Here is a 25873-nt window from a genome sequence, read left to right as displayed (position 1 = left end):
GGATCGGACGTGGCCATTCTGTTTTAAAACGCGACGCGGTAGCTCAGCACCGGCAGCAGGCCGTTCTGGTAGCTGGTGCGAATAGTGCCGGTCTGCAAATCGAAGTAGCGCCCGAAGACATTCTGGCGGTTGGTTACGTTCTGCACGTCGAGCGAAAGGGTTCGGGTCGAGCGGGGGCGGTTCTTCTTCCAGCTGAACCGAACATCGGTGCGGAAATAATTGGGCAGCTGAACAGTATAGGCGAGGTCGTCGTAGCGGACCGTTTCGCCCCGTGCCTGCGACGCGGCCAGGTCGACGGGCGTTTCGCGGTAGCCGCCGTAGTAGGTCAGCTTGATATTGAGCCCGATAGTGCCGTTTCGGAACAGGCCCCGGTCGCCGGTTGCTATTTCTTTCCCCGCCAGAAAACTCGTAGCATGACGGCCGTCGAAGCGGCTGTTCCGCCAGACCTGATCCGACCCCCGATACTCGGACCGGTACAGCGAGGACGATAGCAGGAAGTACACGCCTTTATGCAGAAACTGCTCCAGGGTCAGTTCCAGCCCGTAGTTACGCCCCGTACCGCTGTTGATCAGCCGGTCGGTACTCAGCCCGTCGAGGAAATTGATGATGGAGAACGAGTCGGCCGTGTCGGCGCTGACCGGAATGTTGAACAGCGACTGGTAGTAGGTTTCGGCTTTCAGCCGCAGCTGATCGGTCAGGCGACGGTCGTAGGCCAGTACGAAATGATGCGAGCGGGTGAAGCCAAGCGACCGGTTCGACCGCTGACCAGCCCCCGGCGGGGTAGCAAACAGAACGGCCGGGTTTTGGGTCTGGCTGTGAAGGCCGTAGCCCAGGCTGAGCGACTGCCCCGGCCGGAACGACCAGCGTACCGATCCGCGCGGCTCCAGGGCGTCGGACCTGTTCAGGAAAAGCCGCAGGTAATGCAGGCCGGCGTTGACCGTCAGCTGCTCCGACAGCCGGTAATTCCACTGTCCGAACGCCTGTAGCGTAACCGTAGACTGACCAGGTACCCGTACGGTGGTGACGACCCGTTCCTGATCGGCCGCCCATTCTTCGCGGGCGAGGGTATAGCCGATCTGCGACCCGATCAGACCAGCCCGAATGGTGTGCTGGCTCGTCAGCTTGTAGGTCAAGGTGCTGGAGGCAATGGCTTTGCGGATGGTATACTGTTCCCGGTACCGAAGTTCAGGGCGGTATTGCTCGGTCAGGTAATTGCTCTGATAGCGATTCTGGTAACCCGAACCGGAAAAGACCGTTTTGAGAAACGCCCGCGGGCCGAGGTTGATCGAGTGTGTGAGGCCAACGGCGCCGGTATTGGCCGTAAACCGATCGTCATAGCGTTCGTAGCTGGCCACCCAGGCGGTTGAGTCGCGGACGGCATCGGTGTTCTGGCTGCTGAGGCCGCCAAAGCCGAAGAGGGTAAACGTGCCGGCTTTGGCGGTGGGCAGGTAAACATTGAACGAGAGGTCCTGAAAAGTAGTCACGCCCGTGCCTACGTCCAGTCCCAGCCTGCTCAGCAAGCCCAGTGTCGAGTAGCGGTAGTTGAACAGGTACGACCCTTTGTAGCGCTTGCTGAACGGCCCCTCACTCGATACGTCGATCCCCAGCACCCCCGCCTGAATGGTATGTTCCGGCTTCTGGTTGTTGCCCCGGCGCAGCCGCAGATCGAAAACGCCCGAGAGCGCGTTGCCGTACTCGGCCGGAAACGCACCCGTCATGAAGTCGGAATTGGCCAGCAACTGGGCGCTCAGAATCGAGATGCCCCCCGACGCGGTGCCCACGTTGGCGAAGTGATTGGGGTTCGGAATCTCGACGCCTTCCATCCGCCAGAGCAGCCCGTTGGGGGTGTTGCCCCGGATAACGATGGTGTTGTTGCCATCGCTGGCTCCAACTACCCCGGCGTAGGCCGTGGCCATGCGGGCCGGGTCGTTGACGGCTGCGGCAAACCGCTGCGTCTCTTCGACCGAGAATGTACGGGCCGATACCGTTGCCATTTCGTTCAGCGGCTTATCTTTCTCGACGGTGGGGGTTACCGTTACTTCGGCCAGCTGACCAATGGCTTCTTCAAGAGCCACGGTCAGTACCAGTTCTTTCCCGGCATCGACGACTACGTTGGCCAATAGGGCGTCTTTATAGCCGACAAAGGAAATCCGGAGGGTTTGCCGCCCAACCGGAACGCCCGCCAGCCGGAAGGCCCCGTCGGTGTCGGTGAGGGCGCCCCTGGCTGGTGTAGCCGTCTGGAGAACGACCGTGGCGCCGGGAATGGGGGTTTGCAGGCTCTGGTCGACCACGACCCCGCGCACGGTTTGGGTCAGCGGTTGGGCCATGGTGATGAGGGGTAGAAAGAAGCCGGTCAGTAGCGTCGGCAGGAGCGGGAAGCGCATAGCGTGTGTAACATGTTTGCTGCTATGACCGCTTCCCGCCCGGTAACCCCCACGAGGGGGGGCTTTTTTTAGAGACTGTACCGCAGCCCCACCTGCCAGCCCAGCCAGCCCGACCATTCGTCGCGGGTGTTGTCTGGCGCATCGGGGGTCAGGATAGCCGCCGGGAGCGACTGGTTGCGCAGGGGGTTGAGAAACACGTCGTTCGAGTAGTAGCCGTTGAGCGTTGGCCCTGCCGTAATGCCCAGGCCGGTAGCTATCTGTTTGCTGAGCTGGGGAGAGAGCCGCAGCAGCATGTTCAGGTTCTCGATCCGCTCGTCGGTGCGGTTGAGCTGGTGTACGCTGCCTTCCAGCGCTACGGACCAGCCGCGTCGTTCGGCCGTAGCGGTGCCCAGCCCGTAGCCGTAGCTCCAGAAGCGTCCGCCCGGATTGTACCCGGCCGTGAAGAGGTTATAGAACGAGCGAACCCCCGTCCGGAACGTGGCATTGAGGGGCGTGACCTCGTTGGCCGATGCCTCTATGGCCCGGTACCCATTCGTCTGTACGTAGCTGAAAAAACCGATGGGCGCGCGCTCCGACGAGCGGGCCAGGTTGATGAAACCCACCTGCCGGCCACTGACCACGTCGCGGGCTACGTTCAGAAAACCGCTCACCTGCCAGCCCCGCAGCTGGCCCCGAACCACGTTGGTGAACCCGGCCGCCTGGAAACCACCCGCATCGCCCCCCACCACGTTGGCAAAGCCCGCAGCCTGGAAGCCACTTGTGTTGCCGCCTGCTACATTGGCGAAGCCCGCCAGCTGAGCCCCCTGCACACTGGTCCGGTCGGCGTTGAGGAAGCCGGCCAGCTGAAGGCCCTGCACGTCTTTTCGAACCACATTCAGGAACCCGGCCGCCTGCAGGCCCCGAACGGTGCCACCAACGGTGTTGACAAAACCCGCCAGCTGTACGGGGCCAACCTTGCCCTGGGTTGTATTCATGAATCCCGCGAGCTGAACCCCGTGGGTATTGCCCCCGACGAGGTTCCCGAAACCGGCTGCCTGCACGCCCTGTACGTCTTCGCGGACGAGGTTGAACAAGCCGCCAAACTCGGCCTTCCGTACGCCCAGCGAATACCCGATCAGGATGTTGACCGAATAGTCGTTGATGATACGACCGCCCAGCCCCCGGTTCGTACCGATGCCCGGCAGAAACGCGACCTGCCAGGTGCGGTACAGCGTGTCGCGGTCGAGGTTGATATCGGTCAGGAGTTGTCGGGTCGACAGTGCCCAGCGGCCAATGGTTTGCCGGCTTCGGTCCAGAAAGGAAGCGGGCATCGGTACCGCACCCGAATCGGCCGAGGCAAAGACGACGGGCCGCTCCGCCAGGATCGGGCTGGGCCGACTGGCTGAATCGGTCGGTAACGGCCGGGTGTCGAGCGGGCTGACGGCAGCGGGCCGGGGTAGGGGAGTCAGGTAGATATTTTGGGGCTGCGACCGGCGCGACGGAATGGTCAGCGACTGGTTCAGGTAAGCCTGACGTCGTACTTCGAGCCGCACCGCAGGCAGGTCGGCCGGGAGCTTCAGCCGGTAGTAACCGTACTCGTTGGAGAGGGCCGACCGCAGTGAGTTGCGTTCGAAAACGGTTACCGACCCGACCCGTTCGGTGGTTTGCCCGTCAATGACGTAGCCGTCGAGGATAAAGTCTTTGGGCTGTTCGGGTTCGTCGGCGCGGAGCAGAATGACGTGGTTCCCCCGCGACCGGAGCCGGACGGTTCCGCCGAAAAGCTGCCCCAGTACCTCGCGAACGGGCCGGTTGACTACCCGCAGGCTAACGGGGCGGCTCTGGTTCAGGACGACAGGGTTGTATGAAAAGCTGAACTGGCCGGTGCGGCTGATGGTGGTGAGGGCCTGACTGAGTGGTTCGTTGCGCAGGGTAACCGTGATCAGCCGTTCGAGCGGGGGCGTCGGCTGGGCGCGCAGCAGAACCGGGGTGAGAAGCAGAAAAACGAAGATGCGAAGTGAGGTCATAACAAATGCTGGTTTGACCAAAGACCAGTCAGCGGGTTGTTACCCCCATGCCAGGTTACGTTATTGTCCACAGCCAGCGCCGGAGAGTACGCGCGCGTCGCCATCGCGCCGAACGGTTAGCGACAGGGTTTCGGCCACAACCGCCAGTACGGCATCGGCCGATTCGCGGTTGAAGTCGGCCGTCAGCCGGCAGTTGTTGAGGGCGGGCGTGTCGAGCCGGATGTCGGTGCCGTAGACATCGTGCAGTAGCCGCACGACCTCGGCCAGCGAGGTGTTGACAAACGACAGTCGCCCGGTCTGGTAGGCCAGCCGGTTGGCGTCGAGTGGTACGGGTCGGCGGATGGTATCGGCAGCCCGCTGGTAGGTAGCCTGCTGATTGGGGGTCAGCACAATGGCCTGCCGAGGAGCCGACAGCTGTACCCGCCCGGTTCGTACCGCCACCTGCACACTATCGCCCAGCGAGCGCACATTGAACGAGGTGCCCAGTACGCGAACCACGGCGTTTCCGGCCCGTACCCGAAACGGATGAGCCGGATCGTGGGTGACATCGAAAAAAGCTTCGCCCGTGAGCGAAATAGTCCGGCTGCTGTCGGCAAACGTGGCCGGGTAGGTCAGCCGGCTGTTGCGGTTGAGCCAGACCGTCGATCCATCGGGCAGGGTAAACTGCCGCGCGGCCGAGGTGGTGGCTACGGAGAGGAGCGCGGCTGGCTGATCGGCGGGGTTGGGGCGGGTATAGCGCCAGACCGACACCCCTGCCAGCACCGCCAGCGCAAGCATGGCTGCTACCCGGCCGTAGCTGCGCCAGGACGTTTGCCGCACAGGCTGGGGCAGCGGGCGACGAGCGGTTTGGGCGACCGGCGAAGCCGGCTGGTGCATGTGGGTACGGACGCGTTGCCAGGCGGCCTCGGTATTGACGGGTTCGGGCTGGGTAAGCTGAGCGGCTGCGGTCCAGATGCGGACAAACCTATCATATTCGCGCTGGTTGGCGGGGTTGGTCAACCAGCGACGTACCCGTTCGGCCTCGGCTGCGGAGGCTTCGCCCGCCAGAAACTTGCCCAGCAGCGCGTCATCGATCGGTGATTGCGGTTCGGTTGCCATTATGCGCCTGTTCCCCCGGCCAGGAGAAGTAAAAGTGGTAAATAGTCGCTCAATTCAGTACGGAGAATACGCAGTGCTTTGCCAATCTGGTTCTCGACCGTTTTGGTGGCAATGCCCAGCCGGTCGGCAATCTCCCTGTACGACAACTCGTCGAACCGGCTCAGTTCAAACGCCCGTCGGCACTGCTCGGGTAGCCGGCCCATGGCCTGCTGGAGCCGGGTACTCAGCTCGTCGGTCAGCAGATGCTGGGTTGGGCTGGGGGGCTGGCTGTACAGTTCGTCGGCGGCCTGCTGGCGGTGACCCGCCTGAACGGACTGCTGGTTGAGCCGGTTGAGGCAGCGGTTATGAACGGCCCGGTACAGATACGCCTTCAGGGAGGTCGTGATCAACAACGTTTCGCGCCGTTCCCAAACGGCCAGAAACACCGCCTGTACCACCTCTTCGGCCTCGTCGATGTCGCCCAGCATGGGGCGGGCGTACCGGCAGAGGGGCGCGTAATACTGACGAAATACGGTCTCGAACACCGCTTCGTTGCCGATGCGGATCTCACCGATCAGGGTTTCGTCCGGGGTTGTCTGCACAAAGGGAGCCGTTGTTGTCAGAAGATGCGGTGTTTTTCGGTGGTTTTACGCAATGACCACCGAACGCAGGGATACCCCTACGCACCCATGAAAAAAATACGGGGCGCGTCCCGATCTAAAATCCGATTCGTTCGCGGGCTTGCTGAGCCCCTATGCTTCGAACCAGCTCCAGCGCGATGCGGTCGTCGTATTTGCGTTTCCAGTACTCGGCTTCGAGCCGGAGTTTATCGATTTCGATCTGCTGCTTCTCAACCGTCAGCCGCAGCGTTTCGCGCTCGTGTTCCGCATCCTCGTCGGGCGTGTCGACAACCTGAGCCATCAGCGCATCGTCGGACAGCAGGGCCACCGGCGACAGCTCCAGGACCGACGCGATCTGGGTCAGGCGGGTGAGGGTCAGTTCGGTTTTGCCGCGTTCAATATCGCCATAGGCCGTTGTTGACAGACTGAGGAGGTCGGCCATGTTTTCCTGCGAAAGTCCGCGCTGGAGCCTATGCAGCCGTATTTTTTCTTCGACAGAGGTCTTCATCTCAAGTGATACCGATAAAATCTAAACAGAGACCGACAGTGTATTTCGGTTGCATAACGCAATTTTGCATCGTTCGGTGCAAGTTTATGAAGCACAGCGACACAATGGACACGGACGGGCATTAAGTTTAGTGAAGAACGCTATAATCTTTGTGTAGTCCGTCTATGTGTGGTTAATTAGCCCGAAACTAACACCCGCTTATCATCGTTTTATACTAAAGCGTAAATCCAGGATATGAATTTTCAGAACGAATTCCGCAAGTACGCCGTACACCATATGGGGCTGAATGGCCTGACCGTTGACGGCTACATGAACCACACGATTGAGAACATGACCCGGTCGGTCATCGAAGAGCGTCCGATGAACTTCCGCGAAGTCGACGTGTTTTCGCGCCTGATGGCCGACCGGATCATTTTTATGGGTCTGCCCGTCGATGACAATATTGCTAACATCATTGTGGCCCAGTTGCTTTTCCTGGAGTCGGCCGATCCCAAGAAAGACATTCTGATGTACCTCAACAGCCCCGGCGGCTCGGTCTATGCCGGTCTGGGTATCTATGACACCATGCAGTACGTACGGCCCGACGTGGCTACCGTCTGCACGAGCCTGGCTGCGTCGATGGGCGCGGTACTACTGGCCGGTGGCGCAGCGGGCAAACGGACCGCGCTGCCCCACGCCCGCATCATGATTCACCAGCCGTCGGGTGGCGCGCAGGGTCAGTCGGTCGATATTGAGATTACGGCCCGCGAGATCGTTAAACTCCGCGAAGAGCTGTACGAGATTCTGGCCCACCACTCGGGTAAGACCGTTGAGCAGATCGAAAAGGATTCGGACCGCGACAAATGGATGCGCGCCGAAGAAGCCAAAGAATACGGCCTGATCGACGAAGTACTGCGTCGGGAGAAGGCATAGTTACACCACTGCGAATCAGATTGGGGCAGCTGAACAGTCAACCTGTTCGGTTGCCCCTGTCTGTTAATACCGGGGCTACGTATTGACCGGTTTGTCCGGTGATTAAATAGGTATTATAGGCCATTTGGTGCGTTTTTCAGGCAATTCGGGCACCGGTCAATAAATTTGCAGACTACTGCCGACCCCGGTGCGTCCGGGTCGTTTTTTTTATCGAACTTGAGGTAACAAAGACACGCTACGAACCGTTACACAAACCCGGACAAGGCCGAACTGAGTCCCGATTGGGCAGCCAGACAGGCTGCTGAACATAGTCGGGTAATGAGCCACAACAGAGCGGCTCGGCCTTCGTTCGTACAAACCAGCTTAATACACTGCAAACGTTCATGCCACAAATCAGTTGCTCGTTCTGCGGACGACGCAAAAACGAGGTGATGTTGCTGCTCTCGGGAATCGACGCGCACATCTGTAATTACTGCATCGAGCAGGGGCACCAGGTGGTGCTGGAAGAAATGCGCCCGCAACGGAGTGAACCGGCCGAAATCAAGATTAACCTGATCAAGCCCGTCGATATGAAGCGCCATCTGGACCAGTATATTATCGGTCAGGATGAAGCCAAGAAATCCATTACCGTAGCGGTCTATAACCACTACAAGCGGTTGATGCAACCCAAAACCAACGACGATGTTACGATCGAGAAGTCGAACATCATCATGGTGGGCGAAACCGGTACGGGCAAGACCTACCTGGCCCGGTCCATTGCCAAAATTCTGGAAGTGCCGTTCTGCATTGCCGATGCTACGGTCATCACCGAAGCCGGTTACGTGGGTGAGGATGTCGAAACCATTCTGACGCGCCTGCTGCAGGCCGCCGACTATAACGTGGAAGCTGCCGAACGAGGCATCGTCTACATCGACGAGATCGACAAAATTGCGCGCAAGTCCGACAATCCCAGCATTACCCGCGATGTCAGTGGCGAAGGGGTACAGCAGGCGCTGCTGAAACTGCTTGAAGGATCAGTCGTCAACGTGCCGCCCCAGGGTGGTCGTAAACATCCGGACCAGCGCCTGATTGCGCTCAACACCGAGAACATTCTGTTCATCTGCGGGGGCGCTTTCGACGGAATCGAGCGGCACATTACCAAGCGGATCAACACCCGACCCATCGGCTTCTCGGGCGATCGGCGGCTGAACGAAACCTTCGAGCGCGGGCATCTGATGCGGTATATCTCGGCCCTCGATCTGAAATCGTTCGGGCTGATTCCGGAACTGATCGGCCGGTTGCCGGTGCTGACTCACCTGGAGCCCCTCGACCGAACCGCGCTGAAGCAGATTCTGACCGAACCTAAAAACGCCATTACGAAGCAGTATGACAAGCTGTTCCAGATGGAAGGGGTGACCCTGCACTGGGATCATAGCGCGCTCGATTATATCGTTGATCAGGCGCTGCAGTATGGCCTCGGCGCCCGGGGTCTGCGGTCCATCTGTGAGTCGATCATTACCGACGCCATGTTCGAGATTCCGTCGCAGACAGGCATAAAAGAGCTGACCGTCAGCCTCGAATACGCCCGCGAAAAATTTGGCAAGACCGCCCATCAGCAATTACGCTCCGTAGCTTAATCGACGCGGCTTGCCGCCAACAAAAAACCCCGACATCGGACTGATGTCGGGGTTTTTTGTTGGCCAGTTGATCGAATAGTTTTCCGAACTCTCAACAATTGACGGTAGCGCCGGTTTACCCCCTGATAAACAAATCCGTTTGATCATTAAACCAACGTTACACCATGAACACGCTTACACAACGTCTGCTGGTCGGCCTCATGCTGACCATTTTCTTTGCCTCCTGCAGCCGCCCGGTAGCTTACTTCCAGAAAAGCCCCCGCGAGTCGTTTGCGAAAACACCCGCTGCACCGACTCCCGTAGCGGATGCATCGACCCCGGTTAGTGGTGTAAACGAGCCCGTTGTGGCCACCACACCCGCCCAGCCGATTGCTCAGGCCAATGCCGCACTGGATCAGATGGACGCGATGGTGCGCAACGACGCCAAACTGGCCACCGATAAAACCGTACAGAAACGCCTGAACAAGGTGCGGACCATGCTGACCTCGGCTGCTCAGAAAAGCACGCTGACACCCGCTGCGACTACGGCCCCCCAGAAAAAAGCCGGGCTTGTTGAACGGCTGATGATCAAGAAACTGAACAAGAAAATTAACCGCCAGCTGGCCCCCAGCAAGCCCGAAAAAGCGATGGCCAACACGGGCATCCTGGCGGCTGGTGCCGTAGCGGTAATTATCGGTCTGCTCATTCTGCTGCTGGGCGGTTCGGGTACGCTGGGGGTTATTCTGCTCCTGGCCGGTGCTATCGTATTGCTAGTTGGCCTGTTAGCCTAGCGACTAGTTACGGCTGCTTCATATGAAATTTTCGGCAGAAGCTACTGCGCTCATTATCCGGCAATTTCATATGAAGCGCTCCTTCATTCGCTCAGTTTTATGCAAAATTGCCCAGTCGGCAGCAACAAACATTATAGATAAAAGTTGTTTTGTTTGACAAGTCGTTTTATGTATTTTAATCTGTTTTTTCAATGAACACATTTTCCCGGAATCTTTTTGCCGCCCTGATGGGTGCTGCCATTCTCTCCTCCTGCAGCCGTCCGGTTGCTTATTTCCAGCCAAGCCAGCGCGAGCAGTATAAATCGCCCCAGCCCCAGACGGTAGCGGTTGCTACCCCGGCCGAGGTGGCTCAGCCGGCGGTAATTGCTGAAACACCCGCTGCTGAAGTAGCGCCCGTGGCGGCTCCCGCACCGGCCGAGCAGACAGCCCAGGTCCGGCAGGTGATGAGCCAGGTAGAAGCCTATGTTCGCAACGACAGCAAACTGGCTTCGAACAAGAAACTGGCCAAACACATAGAGCGCGCTAACCAGCTGCTGGCGACATCCAACGCCAAAGCGGCTGTAGCTACTACGGCCGGAGCGACGAAGAAAATGTCGCTGATGGAGCGGACGATGCTGAAGAAAATGGATAAGAAGATCAAAAATCACGTAGCTCCCGACGATTCGAAGGCGCTGAACCGCAACACCCGCAATGGTATCATCATCGGGGCCATCGGTCTGCTGCTGTCGCTGATCTTCGGCGGAGTAATCGGCGTAATTGGTCTGATCCTGCTTATCGTAGGTATCGTACTGATCCTGCTGGGTGTACTTGAATAGTAAGTCATACAAGAACTATTACTGAAACCTAAAAGACCGTATGGATCGGTCTTTTAGGTTTTTTTGCTGCTATGAACCAACAACCGCTTATCTGTCTTATCCACGGCCATGGTGTCGACGCTACCATCTGGCAGCGGGTCGATGCCGATCTGTCGGCCGAGTATCCGGTCGTCGTGCCGGACGTGGCGCACGTGGCCACCCACCGCAGCATCGACGAATACGCCGGGCTGATCAGCAAACATCTGGCGGCCGAAGCCGGTGCTGATGGGCAAGTCGTACTGGTTGGCCACTCGATGGGGGGCTATATCGCGCTGGCGTTTGCCGAGCGATATCCGGACCGGGTCAAGGGTCTGGTACTGTTCCACTCTACCGCCTATGCCGACGATGACGCCAAGAAAGAACAGCGCCGGCAAACCATCGGGAAACTCAATACGGCCGGAGCCGAACCGTTTATCGAGTCGACCTTACCTAAAATGGTGGCCCCCGATTACCCCGCCGATCAGCTCAAACCGTATATCGACCGCTACCGCACGCTACCCGCCGATGCGCTGGCGGCCGGTATGGAAGCCATCATGGGTCGCCCTGACCGAACCAGCGTACTGCGAACCGCTTCGTTTCCGGTATTGCTGATACTCGGTAAACAGGACCAGCTGATTGCCTACGACAAAACCGCTACTCTGGCCGGGCTGTCGGATCAGATTAAGCTGGTTACGCTCGACCAGTCCGGTCACCTGGGTATGATCGAAGAACCCGAAGCCGCCGTACAGGCACTCCGGACATTCATTGACGGGCTGCCTGCCTGAAGTCCGGCGTTCCGGAAACACAAAAAGGAGGCTCGACGGCTTCCTTTTTGTGTTTCCGAACCCCATTTCGCCCGATTATCCGTAAACTTGCACCCACGGATTATTGATCGGACCAATGGCTGACTTGTTTAACGTTTACCCCCTCTACGACATCGAACCCGTTCGGGCGGAGGGCAGCTACCTCTGGGATGCCCACGGCACCCGTTATCTGGACCTGTACGGCGGCCACGCCGTTATCTCGGTAGGGCATACGCACCCCCGGTACGTACAGGCGCTGACCGACCAGCTGCACCGGATCTCGTTTTATTCGAACTCGGTAAAGATTCCGCTGCAGCAGGAGCTGGCCGATAAACTGGGCGATTTGTCGGGCCATCCCGATTACGCCCTGTTTCTGTGTAATTCCGGGGCCGAAGCCAACGAGAATGCGCTGAAGCTGGCGTCGTTTCATACGGGCCGCACCCAGGTGGTGGCGTTTACGAAAGCGTTCCATGGTCGTACGGCCGGCGCCGTTGCCGCTACCGACAACCCGGCCATCGTGGCGCCCGTCAACTACAACCAGCACGTTCGATTTTTGCCCTATAATGACGTAGCGGCTGCGGTTGCCGCCATTACCAGCGAGACCTGTGCGGTTATTATCGAAGGCATTCAGGGCGTTGGCGGTATCCACGTAGCCACCGATGAGTTTCTGCAAACGCTGCGCCGTCGGTGCGACGAAACGGGGGCTATACTTATCCTGGACGGGGTTCAGTGCGGATATGGCCGGTCGGGGCGGTTCTTTTCGCACCAGTTCAGCGGTATCGAGGCCGATATCATCTCGATGGCCAAAGGAATGGGCAATGGGTTCCCGATTGGGGGTATCCTGATCTCGCCAAAGTTCCACGCCAGCTACGGGCTGCTCGGTACGACGTTTGGCGGGAACCACCTGGCTTGTACGGCCGCTATTGCCGTCCTCGACATCATGCGCGACGAAGGACTGATCGACAACGCCGTTCGTATGGGCGATTATCTCATGAACGGTATCCGGCAGATTGGTGGCTATAAAGAACTGCGTGGCCGCGGGCTGATGATCGGCATCGAATACGACTACCCAGTCGATGCCCTTCGGAAAGCGCTGCTCTTTGGACACAAGCAGTTTACGGGCGTAGCCGGTAAGAACACCATCCGACTGCTGCCCTCGCTGGCCATCGGTACCGACGAAGCCGATCTGTTCCTGGATGCCCTGCAGCAGGAGGTCAAGCAGGCTGTTTCCTTATAATCTTGTTTTTAGTCCGGCCGGGCTCGCTGCCAGCCGATGCCGATTTGCGCGCTCCGCGTTTCCCTACACTATGACCAACTTTCTTTCTCTCGCTGACGTAACCGACCTCGACGCGCTCATTCAGTCCGGCCGGGATGCCAAAGCCAACCCGTTTGCCGATCAGCTATTGGGTAAGAACAAAACCATCGGGCTGATCTTTTTCAACTCCAGCCTGCGCACGCGGCTCAGCACCCAGAAAGCCGCCCAGAACCTGGGTCTGAACGTTATGATCATGAACGTCGGGCAGGACTCCTGGGGACTGGAGATGGAAGAAGGGGTGCTGATGAACGGCGACAAAGCGGAGCACGTCCGCGAAGCGGCTGCCGTAATTGGCCGGTATTGCGATATCATCGGCATCAGAGCCTTTGCCGAACTGAAAGACCGCGACAGCGACTACCGCGAGCAGGTTATGCAGCAGTTTGCCCGCTACGCCCGGGTGCCGATCGTGAACCTGGAGTCTGCCACGCGGCATCCGCTGCAGTCGCTGGCCGACTGCATCACGATCGAAGAAGCGAAGACCGTGGCCCGTCCCAAAGTGGTACTGACCTGGCTCCCTCATTTCAAGCCGCTGCCCCAGGCCGTAGCCAACTCGTTCAGTGAGTGGATGAACGCCCGGGCTGCGTCGGGTCATGTCGAGTTCGTTATTACCCATCCCCAAGGGTATGAGCTGGCCCCCGAGTTTGCGGGTAACGCCCGGGTCATTTACGACCGCGACGAAGCCTTTGCCGGAGCCGATTTCATCTACGGAAAAAACTGGTCATCCTATACTAACTACGGGCAGGTGCTGACCCAGGATCCGTCCTGGGCCGTTACGATGGACGATATGGTTCGCACCAACGCGGGGAAGTTCATGCACTGCCTGCCCGTTCGGCGTAACCTGAAAGTGGCCGATGCCGTGCTGGATGGGCCGCAGTCGCTGGTGATCGAACAGGCGGCTAACCGGGAGTGGTCGGCCCAGGCGGTACTGAAAGAAGTTCTTAAAACCTATTGATCACAGCCGGTAGGGCGGGGGTACTTTACGCAGCTTAGCTGCGTAGAGCCTGCCCGAACCGGCTGTATGCTAGTCTGGCATGAATAACCTGACCGTAGTAAAAATTGGCGGTAACGTCATCGATAATCCCGACGCCCTGCTGCGTTTTCTGACCGCTTTCGCCGGTTTGCCCGGTGCTAAACTCCTGGTACACGGTGGCGGTAAAATAGCTACCCAGGTTGCCGAGAAGCTGGGCGTTCAGACCACCATGGTAGAAGGCCGGCGCATTACCGACCAGCCTATGCTGGACGTCGTTACGATGGTATACGGCGGTTTGGTCAACAAACAGATCGTGGCAAAGCTTCAGACGCTGGACTGCAACGCCATTGGTCTCACCGGCGCCGATGCCCGAATCGTACTGGCGCACAAGCGGCCGGTCGGGGCCATTGATTACGGCTTTGTAGGCGATCTGGATGAAGTCAATGCCGGGCAGATTCAGTTCTTCCTGCGCCAGAGCCTGACCCCGGTTATTGCGCCCATCAGCTACGACAACCAGGGCGGTCTGCTGAACACCAATGCCGACACCATGGCCTCGGCCATTGCGGTCGATCTGGCCCGGCACGATACCGTAACGCTGGTCTATTGTTTCGAAAAGCGGGGCGTACTGGCCGATCCTGCCAACGATGACAGCGTTATTCCGGCGCTAAACCCGACCTCTTACGCGGACTACAAAGCCGCCGGGGCTATCAATAAAGGCATGATTCCCAAGCTGGACAATGCGTTTCGGGCGCTGGATAACGGCGTAGCCCGGGTGGTGATCTGCCATGCCGACGAGCTGGGGGCTGCCGTAACGGGTGGTGGGGCTGGCACGACCCTAAACAAATAAAGCGGCCCTTAAGCCGCTTTATTTTATAATCAGATAAAGCAGTTACAGTGCTATTTCTCGGCCAGCAGGGTAACAACCCGCCGAACGCCCATGAACCGGCGCTGGTAATAATCGGCGTGCAGGTAGTCATACCGGACGCCCCCGTTCCAGGCCGAGTGGATGAATTTGATACGGTCTCCGATCACTTCCGTAATCAGACCAACGTGACCAATGCGGTTGCCCCCTGAACTGTGTCCTTTAAAGAGAATAAGGTCGCCGGGTTGCGCGTCGGATTTGTCGACGGCATGACCAACGTTACCCTGGGCAGCGCTGGAATGGGGCAGGCTGAGCCCGAAGTGGCTAAAACAAAAGCGGGTAAAACCCGAACAGTCAAACCCGCGTGTGCTGGTGCCGCCAGACCGGTACCGAATGGAAAGGTGCTTTTTAGCGAAGCCGATGACCTCGTTGACGAGCGGAATCTGTTCGTAAAACGATGGAGCGGTTAAGTGAACGGTGGGCTTAGTAGAAGTGACGGTGGGTACAGGGTAAGCTACGGTGGAAATGTCAGGTACGGTGGGTGAATGTGGAGTGACGGTGGGTACGTTTTGTGCCTGAACGATGCTAAACGAGACAGAACATGCTACTGCCAGGAGCATTTTTATCATCATGATCAAAGGTTAGGTACAAATTACTTGATATAAAAGTAGGCAGTTGTGGAATAAATGCCAAATAATTGAGGAAAGATTTCCACACAACTTTTGGCACATACGTAATGCCATAATTTGTAACTAACTGATAGTTAGATGATATAGCTGGGTAGTCGTAGTGTGAAAGAAAGTATGTTTAATACAATTTTAATAATATATCTATAGAAATAATAGAATAAACCCGTCTCCAGCGATGATTCTAGCCGAAGACGGGTTTGTTTTTTAGAACCAGCCGGCGCCCGGAATACGGAACGGCCAGGGAATAGAAGCCAGAATGAGCAGTAGACCAAGACCGTAGAAGATGCCAACCAGCCGCTGCTTCGTGGTGGGGTCAGTTGCCCGTTTTGAGCGGGAGTAACCGATCGTGATCAGCACAATGGCGATCAGCATACCCGTCGTGTGCTCAACGGTATAGAATCGATACAGTTTGTCACTCAGCATACTAAAGTTTACCAACGGGCTAATGAAGTAAAGCACCAGTCCGATAAGCAGCTGGGTATGAACCGCAATCAGCGTAAATAAATACAGTTTGCGGTTACCATCGGTATAGCCGCTGCGACCCTGCCACTTGCCAATGGCAACAGCCACGGCAGCCAGCAGCAGGATGAGCGCAATCCAGCGGAGGCCTGAGTGGGCGTGTACTAATCCGGGATACATAAAAAGTAGGTTTGATGAATCGATTTGTTTCGGCAAAGAAACAACCAAATGGTCAACTTACACTGACCCGCCTGCGTTGAATGGGTATGATTCTTTATAACACAACCTATAGCGTGGCCCAGGAAGTGGCCACCGACTGGCTGCGCTGGATCAAAGCGTTCTATCTGCCAGCCGTTAAAGCAACGGGGCTTACGGTCGATCATCGCCTGCTTCGCCTGCTGACGGAGCTTGACAACGGGGGCGTTACCTATTCCCTACAGCTTAACTTCAACAGCCGGACCGAGTACGAAGCCTATCTGGCCCAACACGCTGAAACCATGCAGCAACGCATTCAGCATCGGTTCGGAGGGCAGTTTGTATCATTTGATACGTTACTGGAAGACAGTTAAGAGAAATAAATAGTTGATAAATAGACCATATAGTAAATAGTGTCTTATAGAGTTGTCTTCCGTCAGATAGAAGCAAATTTTTGTGTCTATTCTGATGAATTATGCCGCTCTATAAGTCCCATGTGATGCTCGGCAAGCGGGTTGGTCTGTCTGGAGTACTTCTGTTAATTGTGTTTGTCTGTAACGCGCAGCTGACAATTACCTTCCCGACGGCCCGGTTGGTGTTTCAGCGCGGCAACAATAACCAGACAACCCTGTCGATCCTGGGGCTTTGTCCGGCGCTGACGGATCAGGTAGAAGCTCGTCTGACGGAGATGAATCCGGGACAGGGGCAGGCTACCGGTTGGGTTCTGCTCGACGCAGCGCCCGCCCAGGGCCATTTTGGGGGTCGGCTGACGGTTAGCGGGGGCTGGTACCGGGTCGAGGTGCGGGCCTGGCGCAGCGGGTTGGTTACGGACGTGGCAGAGGTAAAGCCGGTGGGCGTGGGCGAGGTGTTTGTCGTTGCGGGCCAGTCGAACGGGCAGGGGATCCGGAACCGGGATGCCGTTAACCCGGCCGATGAGCGGGTGGTTGGCAGTCCGCACTTTAACCTGAACGATACCATCCGGCTGCCGATTCCGTTTACCGGAGCGCCCCTGTCGGCTACGGGTACCGTCGGTCCGCGTGGTCAGACGGCCTGGAACTGGGGTCGGCTGGGCGATCTGCTGGCGGCCCGGCTGAACGTGCCGATCCTGTTCTACAATACGGCCTGGTCCGGTACGGCCGTCCGCAACTGGCGCGAAAGCATTACCGTCGATAGTACCGCTACGTCGGGGGGCGATTATTTTCGGCCGGGTATGCCCTACGGCAATCTGAAGCGCGTCGTACAGGACTATGCGCCCCTGACGGGCTTGCGGGCCGTACTCTGGCACCAGGGCGAATCGGAGTTTTACGATACCGACCCGTCGGCTTCCCGGTATGCGGCTGATCTGCAAACGGTCATCGCGCAGTGTCGGGCCGATGCCGGGTTTACCCTGCCCTGGGTAGTAGCGCGGGCGTCGATGGATAACAATCTGTACCTGAATTACCATCTGACGCAGTACGCGCCGGTTATCAACGCCCAGAATCAGGTTATCCAGCAGGTCAGCGGGGTGTATCCCGGCCCGAATACCGACGGCATTCAGATGCCCCGTACCGATGGAGTTCATTTATCCGGCGATGGGCTGCGGCAGGTGGGCGATGCCTGGAACGGCTCGCTGACCGATGCGTTCTTTCAGAACACCCAGCCCCGTCTGCCTTCGGCCATAACGAGTACGGACCTGAGTCTACGCATGTATACCGACCAAACCAGCCCGGCCCTGAACACACCGGTTCGGGTTAGCCTGATGGTCGATAACACGGGGCCACGTACCGCCACGAGCGTCTGGTTGCGGTGTAATCTGCCCCCGGCGCTAGCCTTTATACAGGGGGGAGAGGTGACCCATAAACGGGGGCTGATTCTGATCAAACTGCCGGAAGTACAGCCGTCGGTGCCGCGTTCGGTAACCTTCCTGGTTCAGCCCACGCAGGAAGGGGTTTACCAGCTGGCGGCCGAAATTGTCAGGGCCGATCAGCTGGACGTCGATTCGCAGCCTAATACGAGCATTGGCGATGGTCAGGATGATCTGGCGCAGGTCACGTTTCGAACCCGGGGATCGGCCGGGCAGGTATACAGCGTTCCCGTTTCGGTCAATGCCGACCCGTTGCCTGCCGTTGCTTCGAACCAGCCCGTCCCGGACCCCAACACGGCCGACCTGAGCCTGCAACTGATAACCAGCCGGCTTTCTGTACGAACCGGGGGACTGCTATCGATTAGTCTGGTCGTCACCAACCGGGGCGGCCGTTCGTCGGGGAGCGTTCGGGTGGGGTGTGCGTTACCGGCCGCCCTGTCGTTTCTGGATGGCCCCGGCATGACGGCGGTGAGCGGACTGGTCAGCGGCACCATCAGCGATCTGGCGGCTGGCCGGTCAGCCACACTCTCATTCAGAGTCACGGTCTCAACCCCGCTGGGCCGGGCCCGACTGAACGCAGAGATACAGACCGCAGCCGTCACCGACCCCGATTCCAGACCGGGAAACGGCTATACCAACGGCGAAGACGATACTGCCCAACTGGATCTGTCAATTCATCCGCCAACGCTTCCCTGACTACGACTGGCTCGGCACAGTGGCTTTCCGGCGCTTGTCGACCGTTAGCAGAAAGGCCGGCAGCAGAATCAGATTGGAAGCCATACCCATCAGCAGGGTGATGGACACCAGAATGCCGAGCGCAATGGTTCCCTGAAAGGTCGATGCCGTAAAGATGGCGAAGCCCGCAAACAGGATAATGGCCGTGTAGAACATGCTCAGGCCGGTATACCGAATGGTTTCCGATACGGCCTGCGTCAGCGAGTGTTTCCCATTCCGAAGCTCGTCGCGGTATTTGGTGATGAAATAGATGGTGCCGTCGGAAGATATGCCGAAGGCAATGCTGAAGATCAGAATGGTCGAGGGTTTGAGGTGGATGTCGAAGAAGCCCATGATCCCGGCCGTAACGATGAGGGGGACCACACTGGGCAGAATGGCGATCAGGCTCAGCCGGATATCGCGCAGGAGAATAATCAGGATGACCGAAACCAGCAGAATGGCCAGCATGGTGCTTTCGGCCAGGTTTTTCAGCAGGTAATCGTTGCCGCGGGTAAAAACCACACTGTTGCCGGTGATGCTGACGTCATACTGCTCATCGGCTGCTACGCGCTGGCCCGTTTCGCGGTCTATATTAAAAATCGAATCCACTTTCGGCTGGAGCCGGCTCAGTAGCTCGGTGGTACGGACAGTTCCCACATCGGGCATCTGGAAACTAACGCGCGTATACCGGCGGGTGCTGTCCAGGTAGCCTTTGAAGCGACTTTCTGACCCCTTCAGCTGGGGCGCATAACTGGCCAGCTGTCCCAGTTCGAGCGCGCCGGGCAGCGCATAATACTTGGGGTCGCCCCCGCGGTAGGCCTGGTAAAAAAACTTGACCGCTTCGGCCAGCGACAGCGGGCGCGTAAACTCACTGTACTGGCTGAACTCGCGCTCGAGCAGGCGGATTTTGCTCAGCGTCTGGGGGGTCAGTACCCGGCCGGGCCGTTTGGTGTCGATACTCACCTCGAACGGCATAACCCCTTTAAACCGACTCTCGATCCATTTAAGATCCGCGTAGATGGGATCGTTGGCCGGCAGGTCATCAACCACGTACCCAATGGCATTGATCCGCAGGGTAAAAAATATCGATACCGCCGTTACAACCGCAATGAAGCCATAGATAGCCGTACGACGCGTCCGGACCAGTCGATCGACCCAGCCGAGAAAACTCGTGACCCGACGCCGGTCGAGGTGGCCGCGCTGTTTGGGCGAAGGGGCCGGCAGGTAGCTGAAAATAATCGGAATCAGAATCAGTGATACGGCATAGGTGGTCATGATACCAAAGGCCGCCACCAGCCCGAACTGCAGCAGCAGCGGGCTGGCCGTGAAATAGAAGACGAAGAAGCCGATGCTCGTGGTTACGTTGGCGAAAAAAGTCGTTTCACCTACCTTTTCGATGGCAATTCGGAGCGCGTCGTCTTTCTGATGCCCTCGGTTCAGCTCTTCGTGGTAGCGGTTGAGCAGGAAAATAACGTTCGGAATCCCGATCACGATGATGAGCGGGGGCAGCAGACCCGTCAGGATCGTAATGTCGTAGCCGAAGAGAACAATGTAACCGGTCACCCAGATCACCCCGATGCCTACCACCAGCGCAGCCGCGATCATGACCGTCAGCGACCGGAAAAAATAAACCAGAATTAGCGCCGTAACCACAAATGCCAGCACCATGAAGAGGGTAAGCTCCTGGCTGACCTTAGCCGAAAACTCGGTCCGGATGTAGGGCATGCCCGACTTGTGAACCGTTAGCCTGTGCTGCGTTCCGAAGGAGTCGGCCATGGCCGCAACCCGCCGAACGGTGGCGATACGGCTTTTGGTGTTGATCAGCTTCTGATCGAAGGTAACGGCCATGAGGTGAGCCCGGCCGCTGCTGTCCTGCACCAGCCCGCGGTAAAACGGCAGCCGGGCAATCCGGTCGCGGAGGCTGTCGACCGACGACTGGGCAGAGAGGGGGCGGGGTACCAGCGGCACAATCCGGAATTTTCGGGCCGTATCGTCGCGGACAATGTCGTAGAGGTTGGCGTTGGCGACTACGTCCCGAATGCCTTCGATGGCGTTGATGCGCTGGCTAAGGGCGTACCAGTCGTTGAAGAAATCGAGCTGGTACATACTGTCCGACTCGATGCCCAGTACCATGACGCTGCCATCCTGGCCAAAGCGGCTTTTAAACGTTTCGTACCGCTTGTATTCGGTATCGGAAACAGGCAGGATTTTGGCGAGTTCGTAGGATAACTTAACGTGACTGGCCTGGTAGCCCATGAAGGCCGTGCCAATCAGAACAACGGCTACCAGGGCCAGCCGATGGCGAAGAATAAAGGAGGAGATACGGTGCCAGACCATTCAACTGTATGGCGTTTGGGTTGAGGTTTGACGCAGCAGGCACGTCGAACTTCTCACGCCGAACGCCAAACAATGAAGCCGCAAGTTAAGGAAAAAGGGTGGGCTTGCTGATGGGTGCTGCGGGTCGACCGGTCAGAAACCGATCTTTATGCCGCCGGATCAGGATACTGCCGGTAAGGGTCGTGGCCAGGGTTGCCAGCATCACCACCGGCCAGAACTGCGCCATCGGAAACAGCCGCACTAGCGTTTCGGCCCAGAACGCGGCATAGAGCCCTACTACCGACCAGTTCATGAAAAAGTAGTGATACGACAGCCAGTCCGTAAACCGGCGCCGGAACAGGATCGGAATCATACCGCCCAGTATCGTAACGAAACTAAAGATAGCGGCCACATGGAAAGGGCCAAACTTGCCGAACAGTCGGTAAATCAGAAAGGCTGTCAGGTTAACGAGCAGCATACTGACTACGTAGACGTACCCGATTCGTTTGTGGCCCGTCGTCGCTTTGGGTGTAAGAATAACAAGAGCACCGGTGATCATGGCTACGACGGCGGCTGTCAGGTGGAGGAGGCCGATAGGGGAGTGGACGAGGTTGTTCATGGTGGCTACTGGTTTATGATCACAAACCTAGCCGTCCCCGCCGGGCTGAACTACCAATTTCAGACCAACCCGGCCTGATCACGGACGAATGCCGGTCAGCTGCCGATGAAGCAGCTATTGAAAAACGGGTGCAGTTGAAAAGAGAGCATCAAAATTAACAGGTACGTGCTCGCGGATGTTTTTGATCTTGAACATACCCAGATAATCCAGCGGAAAACCACGCAGCCAGTGGTCGAGGCCGTTACGCATTTGGGTAACGGGTGAGTAAGGGATCATGATCATCAGGTCAGACATCCGCAGCGGAATCCGGGTGGTTGACCACCAGTAAATCCCGTTCTGCATCACGTATTTGCTGGCTTCGTACTTGTTCTCGTATTTCTGGTAGGCTTTGATATGCTGCTTGTCGAAGTTGCGCCGAACCTGGCGGGTTTCCCAGAACGTCATGGCCGAAACTGGTACTTCGCCCTGCTGGAGCGTGTCGAGCGTTTTCTGGGCTTCGGCGCGGCCCTGCTTCAGGTCGCGCAGAAACTTTTCCATCACGGGAATACCCTTGTCGAGGGTGGCCCGGCGTTCGGGCGAGGTGCCGAGGGTATTGCGTTCGGTACGGGCTTTTTCAAGTTCGGCGCTCATTGCCACTTCCAAAGCGGGGAGGGTTTCTTCAACTGCCTGCTTCACCACAGGAGTGATGGATTTGGGAAGTTCAGTTACGTTCACCCCGTCGGTATTTTGTACAACGGCGGTCATGGTAGGGCTGCTTCGGCGGGCAAATGATTTCAGGATGCCGTCGGGAGTGCGGGTAACAGCAACGGCGCTATCGCCCCTGAAATAAAACCGGGTAACTTGCTGCTCAGTACCATTACTGGCTACCATGTCGAAGCTCCAGCCTGAGCAGGGAACCGGCGGGTCATCGAGAACGCCTACAGCATACCACGCCTGTTTGATGGTGTGGGTTCGTTTGCTGCATTCACCGTATTGCCCTTCGGCAGTAGCAATGGTTTCCCGGCAGAAATCGTCATATCCCGATGTGGGCCCCAACTTAGGTAATGTAGTCAGTACCAGTTTGGTGAGCTCATGGATGGGGATGGTCGTTTGAATATCGTAGGAATGCTTGAGGTCGTTCTGGCCTTTGCCCCCGTTGACGAGCAGGTAAAACCAGCGGTTGCCAATGCCTGCGTTGATGTGAACACCGCCCTCATCGACTTTCAGATTGCCGGGGTTGGCCCAGAAGGTTTCGCCGTAGGTATCGGGGTGTTTGAGGGTTTTTGGATCAGACATACTGCGCAGACCGTTGGGTACTACTTCATCCAGAATAACCCAGTTACCGCCCATTACCTGCTGCTCAATGGCGCGGCCCAGCATATCGGCAATACTCTCGTGTAACGCCCCCGGTTCGCCCCTCGCTACAAAATCAGTGTAGTGATCCGACACACCATGGGTAAACTCATGACCTGCTACCAGCAGCGTCAGCAGCGGTTTGCCTTCATACATACCGAAATAAAACTGCTTCGTACTGGGTGAATAGGATGCATTGACCCGGTCGAAGGCTGTGGCCCTGATCGTGGTGCCGGCATCGTCGAAGCTGTTGATTCCCATTGTCTTGAAATAGGTGGCCGCCCGCCGAAGCCCGTAGAGGGCATCGAAATCACCCCGTACCCGTAATTTGGCATCGGTCAGGCTCGTATCCGTATGTTGAGCACTGGTTTCGTTTTCCGGCGACAGAACTACCACTGCTGGGGTTTCGGAGCTGTCGGCCAGGTAAAAGCTAGGTTTATTATTGTAATAAACGGGTTCGAGGGTTACCGCTTTCCGACCGCTGTGAAACGTACTGACCATCCGCCGAACTGCCTTTCTGGGTGCCGGGGGCGTGCAGTCGAACAGCCGATTCTCGGAGGCTACCACGCGCCCGGTCTGGGCATCGAGATACCAGCGAACCACCTGGCCGGGCGTCGTTACCGTAAATGGTCGGGTAAGTACCGTTTGTTTGGCGGTTGGTTCCAGATTTGTGGGAACCCACATCGGCGCTTCGGCCTGAGCGTAGGCTGGTGGGCGTTGGCTGGGGAGAGGGTCCGTCAGCAGGGGCAGGGTGGGTTGTTGGGTAGCCCGACGGAGTGCGAGCAGTAAGGTTTGGGTCGTGGCGGGGCCGGGATCCGGCGCAGTAAGCGCAAACAAGGTGCCGCTGGCCCGGTTCACGTAACCCGTGCTGTCGAGGGTGATGCTGTAGCGGGCCAGTCGGACAACGTACGATTTGTGCAGCTGCTCGTACTGAAGTACCGGTGTCTGTTTGGTGCCAAACCTGCCTTTTTCGCGCAGCGTTACCCCGTATTGCTGGTGCATGAAGGCCACCCATTTTTCCGGCGTCAGTTTGGCTTCAGCATACACCCGAAAAGCCCTTGGTATGTGACTGTACCGGCCTTCCTGCTCATCGTAAATGACCGGAACCGGATGAGTCAGTCGATTTTTCAGCGCGCCTACGGAATTGACTCCCGCTTTGTCAGGCGTATCGGTAGGGGCGGGTTCCGAATCGGCTTGGGTGTTCTGCCGGGCCGCTTCCTGTCGGTTAGCCCGTAGTTGACGGAGGGCGTCGGTTTTGGCTGATTCAAGTGCCTTTATCTGGGCAGGTGTGGTCCCACTCTTTCTGGCTTCCTGAATCTGTTCGTCGAACAGGCGGGCCATGTGGCCGGGGTCGAGTGCTTTGGTAAGTTCGGCTTGTGCCTCGCGGCTTAGGTGTTCCAGTTCAGCCTGCTGAGCCGGCGACAGCTGTTGCGACCAGCTGGCGCCCGTCGCCGATAGACAGAAAAATAGTATGAACAACGATTTGATGGTCATAGCTTTAGTTCCTGGCGTGTGGCTTGTCTATCTGATAAGCTGGTTGGCCTGGCTTTTTGTTACAGTTTCAGGAATTCGACGCGCCGGTTGTTGGCTTTGCCTTCGGGCGTGGTGTTAGGGCCAACGGGCTGGCTTTCGCCTTTCCCATCGGTATCCAGGCGATTAACGTCAACGCCAAACTCAGTGGCCAGTGCCGTTTTCACCGAAGTCGCCCGTCGTTTTGATAGGGCGAGATTGCTGGCGTCGTTGCCATCTGAATCTGTATGGCCAACTATTTTGACGCGTATACCGGCATTCTCTTTCAGCACCTGCCCGATTTCTTTCAATACACCATACGACTCCGGGCGGATCTTGTCGGAGTTCACATCGAACAGAATACCCGTTGTGCTGAATTTGCCTTCCGTAATTAGTTTTGAGCGTGTATCGGGAGCACCCACGGCAACGCGCAGATTGCCGATATACCAGGCCTGGTTTTCAGTCGTAAAGAAATTGCGTTCCAGTACGAGCCGGTACGTTACGGTCGGATCGAAGGCGCGTGGAATATCCCAGATTTTAACTTCGTTCAGGTAGACCCGAAGCCGGGTTTTCTGCCGCCAGACCGATAATCGGGCGGCTGGCTTTTCGCCACTGAGCCACTCTTTTTCGTAGTTTTCGTTGGTTACCCGAATCGTTTCGTCAGCATCCCAGGCTGTAACGCTGGTATACCCACCACCCGGGTGAATATTGAGCTGTACGGTATTTTTTCGGTCTGCCGTAAGCAGATTTTTAGCCGCTTTCCCATCAACGAAGTTCAGCGCCGTGCCCAGGAAGTTGTTATCTAACCCGGGGGTGATGACCATGTCCATTTCCAGCGTAAAGTTTTCGGGTAAAGCCGCGAGAAATTCGGGGTAGAGGAGGCCGTTCTGGGTAACCGCCAGCCACTTTTCTGACCGCCCGTCCAGGGTCACTACTTCACCGCTGGCGTTGGTATTCCATTTAGCGGGGTAATCGCCAACCGCATCCTGACCGAAATCCTCCAGGGCCACTACTTTCTCGCCGGGAACAAAGTCGAACCGGCTGTAAGCTTTTAACGAGCGGGGGGTACCCGTATCTGCCGCTTCGCCCATCGGTGTGCCTGCGGGCTGCTGATTGGCGGGTCCACCGGCCGTTTGTTGAGAGGTGTCATCGGTGGGTTGCTGTCCGCTGGCTTTCTTTTCCTTTTTTTTGAAGATGTTGCCAATGCCCTGCTCTACTTTGTCGAGTCCCCGGTTTATGCCCTGATCTACCCTGCTATTGACCCGATATTCTACATTGCGTTCTACCGTTTGTTTCGGATCTGATACGCGCACCTGAGCTTTGGTTACCGCAGTAGCCACCAGTAAACAAGCCAGGGTTGGTAAAGCGATGTAATTCATACACGGAGTGGTTGATTGCTGCTTTGTGAACGTTTGCGAAAGGTCCGCAGGAGTACCCAGAACCGGACCGGGTAATTCACCAGTCTGGACTTTGGGTTTGTCAGCATCTTATATGAGTGAATACACGAACCAGGAGCGCGTATGG

Annotated in this window: 21 protein-coding genes; 10 read left to right on the top strand and 11 right to left on the bottom strand. The window is 57.5% G+C overall.

Annotated features, from left to right (window positions below; all coding sequences use genetic code 11):
- Window positions 1-23 precede the first annotated feature (23 nt).
- From B1C80_RS00185 to B1C80_RS00165, 5 genes are all read right to left on the bottom strand, one after another.
- On the bottom strand, window positions 24-2384 hold the full coding sequence (locus tag B1C80_RS00185) for a TonB-dependent receptor (protein WP_077919035.1): 2361 nt from the start codon (window positions 2382-2384) through the stop codon (window positions 24-26).
- Between the two features lie 68 nt (window positions 2385-2452).
- A complete protein-coding gene (locus B1C80_RS00180; RefSeq protein WP_077919034.1) occupies window positions 2453-4387 on the bottom strand; it encodes an STN domain-containing protein in 1935 nt (644 codons plus the stop codon).
- A gap of 60 nt (window positions 4388-4447) precedes the next feature.
- Window positions 4448-5485, bottom strand: a complete 1038-nt coding sequence (locus B1C80_RS00175; protein WP_077919033.1) for a FecR family protein — start codon at window positions 5483-5485, stop codon at window positions 4448-4450.
- On the bottom strand, window positions 5485-6066 hold the full coding sequence (locus B1C80_RS00170; protein ID WP_077919032.1) for an RNA polymerase sigma-70 factor: 582 nt from the start codon (window positions 6064-6066) through the stop codon (window positions 5485-5487). Before B1C80_RS00170 ends, B1C80_RS00175 begins: the two co-directional genes overlap by 1 nt.
- A 115-nt stretch (window positions 6067-6181) precedes the next feature.
- Window positions 6182-6592 (bottom strand): helix-turn-helix transcriptional regulator, encoded by a 411-nt coding sequence (locus B1C80_RS00165; RefSeq protein WP_077919031.1) that lies wholly within the window; start codon window positions 6590-6592, stop codon window positions 6182-6184.
- Between the two features lie 234 nt (window positions 6593-6826).
- Between B1C80_RS00165 and B1C80_RS00160 the strand changes: the two genes are divergently transcribed.
- From B1C80_RS00160 to argB, 8 genes are all read left to right on the top strand, one after another.
- Window positions 6827-7504, top strand: coding sequence for a ClpP family protease (locus B1C80_RS00160; RefSeq protein ID WP_077919030.1), 678 nt, complete (start codon window positions 6827-6829; stop codon window positions 7502-7504).
- 383 nt (window positions 7505-7887) lie between these two features.
- Window positions 7888-9120 carry an ATP-dependent Clp protease ATP-binding subunit ClpX gene (clpX, locus tag B1C80_RS00155; protein ID WP_077919029.1) on the top strand — a complete coding sequence of 411 codons (1233 nt, stop codon included), beginning with the start codon at window positions 7888-7890 and terminating at the stop codon, window positions 9118-9120.
- A gap of 164 nt (window positions 9121-9284) precedes the next feature.
- Window positions 9285-9890 (top strand): hypothetical protein, encoded by a 606-nt coding sequence (locus B1C80_RS00150; protein WP_077919028.1) that lies wholly within the window; start codon window positions 9285-9287, stop codon window positions 9888-9890.
- A 191-nt stretch (window positions 9891-10081) separates the two neighbouring features.
- Window positions 10082-10705 carry a hypothetical protein gene (locus B1C80_RS00145; protein WP_077919027.1) on the top strand — a complete coding sequence of 208 codons (624 nt, stop codon included), beginning with the start codon at window positions 10082-10084 and terminating at the stop codon, window positions 10703-10705.
- 71 nt (window positions 10706-10776) lie between these two features.
- Window positions 10777-11508: an alpha/beta fold hydrolase gene (locus tag B1C80_RS00140; protein ID WP_077919026.1), complete on the top strand. Its 732-nt coding sequence runs from the start codon at window positions 10777-10779 to the stop codon at window positions 11506-11508.
- Window positions 11509-11623: 115 nt separating this feature from the next.
- Window positions 11624-12763 (top strand): aspartate aminotransferase family protein, encoded by a 1140-nt coding sequence (locus B1C80_RS00135; RefSeq protein WP_077919025.1) that lies wholly within the window; start codon window positions 11624-11626, stop codon window positions 12761-12763.
- 70 nt (window positions 12764-12833) lie between these two features.
- On the top strand, window positions 12834-13793 hold the full coding sequence (locus B1C80_RS00130; RefSeq protein WP_077919024.1) for an N-acetylornithine carbamoyltransferase: 960 nt from the start codon (window positions 12834-12836) through the stop codon (window positions 13791-13793).
- 79 nt (window positions 13794-13872) lie between these two features.
- On the top strand, window positions 13873-14658 hold the full coding sequence (argB, locus tag B1C80_RS00125) for an acetylglutamate kinase (protein ID WP_077919023.1): 786 nt from the start codon (window positions 13873-13875) through the stop codon (window positions 14656-14658).
- A 50-nt stretch (window positions 14659-14708) separates the two neighbouring features.
- On the opposite strand, the gene B1C80_RS00120 is transcribed toward argB, so the two are convergent.
- Window positions 14709-15302, bottom strand: a complete 594-nt coding sequence (locus B1C80_RS00120) for a C40 family peptidase (protein WP_077919590.1) — start codon at window positions 15300-15302, stop codon at window positions 14709-14711.
- Window positions 15303-15566: 264 nt separating this feature from the next.
- Window positions 15567-16001 carry a cytochrome B gene (locus B1C80_RS00115; RefSeq protein WP_077919022.1) on the bottom strand — a complete coding sequence of 145 codons (435 nt, stop codon included), beginning with the start codon at window positions 15999-16001 and terminating at the stop codon, window positions 15567-15569.
- An 86-nt stretch (window positions 16002-16087) separates the two neighbouring features.
- On the opposite strand from B1C80_RS00115, the gene B1C80_RS00110 reads away from it, so the two are divergent.
- Together B1C80_RS00110 and B1C80_RS00105 are read left to right on the top strand one after the other, a co-directional pair.
- Window positions 16088-16390, top strand: a complete 303-nt coding sequence (locus B1C80_RS00110; protein ID WP_077919589.1) for a DUF4286 family protein — start codon at window positions 16088-16090, stop codon at window positions 16388-16390.
- Window positions 16391-16491: 101 nt separating this feature from the next.
- Window positions 16492-18555: a sialate O-acetylesterase gene (locus tag B1C80_RS00105; RefSeq protein WP_077919021.1), complete on the top strand. Its 2064-nt coding sequence runs from the start codon at window positions 16492-16494 to the stop codon at window positions 18553-18555.
- On the opposite strand, the gene B1C80_RS00100 is transcribed toward B1C80_RS00105, so the two are convergent.
- The 4 genes from B1C80_RS00100 to B1C80_RS00085 form a co-directional block, all read right to left on the bottom strand.
- Window positions 18556-20910 (bottom strand): RND family transporter, encoded by a 2355-nt coding sequence (locus B1C80_RS00100; protein ID WP_077919020.1) that lies wholly within the window; start codon window positions 20908-20910, stop codon window positions 18556-18558.
- Between the two features lie 85 nt (window positions 20911-20995).
- Window positions 20996-21508 (bottom strand): DUF2306 domain-containing protein, encoded by a 513-nt coding sequence (locus B1C80_RS00095; protein WP_077919019.1) that lies wholly within the window; start codon window positions 21506-21508, stop codon window positions 20996-20998.
- 114 nt (window positions 21509-21622) lie between these two features.
- The gene (locus tag B1C80_RS00090; RefSeq protein WP_077919018.1) at window positions 21623-24334 is read right to left on the bottom strand and encodes a M4 family metallopeptidase; all 2712 of its coding nucleotides are present in this window, start codon (window positions 24332-24334) and stop codon (window positions 21623-21625) included.
- Window positions 24335-24393: 59 nt separating this feature from the next.
- Window positions 24394-25728, bottom strand: coding sequence for an OmpA family protein (locus B1C80_RS00085; RefSeq protein WP_077919017.1), 1335 nt, complete (start codon window positions 25726-25728; stop codon window positions 24394-24396).
- Window positions 25729-25873 lie beyond the last annotated feature (145 nt).

This window comes from Spirosoma sp. 209, assembly GCF_002006735.1.
Taxonomy (GTDB): domain Bacteria; phylum Bacteroidota; class Bacteroidia; order Cytophagales; family Spirosomataceae; genus Spirosoma; species Spirosoma sordidisoli.
The sequence above is the reverse complement of the archived record's forward strand: the minus strand, read 5'-3'. Positions and strand labels throughout refer to the sequence as shown.

Coding starts and splice junctions, on each gene's coding strand:
- B1C80_RS00145 (WP_077919027.1), top strand. CDS start 10,082: ATGAACACATTTTCCCGGAATCTTTTTGCCGCCCTGATGGGTGCTGCC.
- B1C80_RS00090 (WP_077919018.1), bottom strand. CDS start 24,334: ATGACCATCAAATCGTTGTTCATACTATTTTTCTGTCTATCGGCGACG.
- clpX (WP_077919029.1), top strand. CDS start 7,888: ATGCCACAAATCAGTTGCTCGTTCTGCGGACGACGCAAAAACGAGGTG.
- B1C80_RS00130 (WP_077919024.1), top strand. CDS start 12,834: ATGACCAACTTTCTTTCTCTCGCTGACGTAACCGACCTCGACGCGCTC.
- B1C80_RS00185 (WP_077919035.1), bottom strand. CDS start 2,384: ATGCGCTTCCCGCTCCTGCCGACGCTACTGACCGGCTTCTTTCTACCC.
- B1C80_RS00165 (WP_077919031.1), bottom strand. CDS start 6,592: ATGAAGACCTCTGTCGAAGAAAAAATACGGCTGCATAGGCTCCAGCGC.
- B1C80_RS00175 (WP_077919033.1), bottom strand. CDS start 5,485: ATGGCAACCGAACCGCAATCACCGATCGATGACGCGCTGCTGGGCAAG.
- B1C80_RS00180 (WP_077919034.1), bottom strand. CDS start 4,387: ATGACCTCACTTCGCATCTTCGTTTTTCTGCTTCTCACCCCGGTTCTG.
- B1C80_RS00110 (WP_077919589.1), top strand. CDS start 16,088: ATGATTCTTTATAACACAACCTATAGCGTGGCCCAGGAAGTGGCCACC.
- B1C80_RS00120 (WP_077919590.1), bottom strand. CDS start 15,302: ATGATAAAAATGCTCCTGGCAGTAGCATGTTCTGTCTCGTTTAGCATC.
- B1C80_RS00115 (WP_077919022.1), bottom strand. CDS start 16,001: ATGTATCCCGGATTAGTACACGCCCACTCAGGCCTCCGCTGGATTGCG.
- B1C80_RS00100 (WP_077919020.1), bottom strand. CDS start 20,910: ATGGTCTGGCACCGTATCTCCTCCTTTATTCTTCGCCATCGGCTGGCC.
- argB (WP_077919023.1), top strand. CDS start 13,873: ATGAATAACCTGACCGTAGTAAAAATTGGCGGTAACGTCATCGATAAT.
- B1C80_RS00150 (WP_077919028.1), top strand. CDS start 9,285: ATGAACACGCTTACACAACGTCTGCTGGTCGGCCTCATGCTGACCATT.
- B1C80_RS00135 (WP_077919025.1), top strand. CDS start 11,624: ATGGCTGACTTGTTTAACGTTTACCCCCTCTACGACATCGAACCCGTT.
- B1C80_RS00095 (WP_077919019.1), bottom strand. CDS start 21,508: ATGAACAACCTCGTCCACTCCCCTATCGGCCTCCTCCACCTGACAGCC.
- B1C80_RS00140 (WP_077919026.1), top strand. CDS start 10,777: ATGAACCAACAACCGCTTATCTGTCTTATCCACGGCCATGGTGTCGAC.
- B1C80_RS00160 (WP_077919030.1), top strand. CDS start 6,827: ATGAATTTTCAGAACGAATTCCGCAAGTACGCCGTACACCATATGGGG.
- B1C80_RS00085 (WP_077919017.1), bottom strand. CDS start 25,728: ATGAATTACATCGCTTTACCAACCCTGGCTTGTTTACTGGTGGCTACT.
- B1C80_RS00105 (WP_077919021.1), top strand. CDS start 16,492: ATGCCGCTCTATAAGTCCCATGTGATGCTCGGCAAGCGGGTTGGTCTG.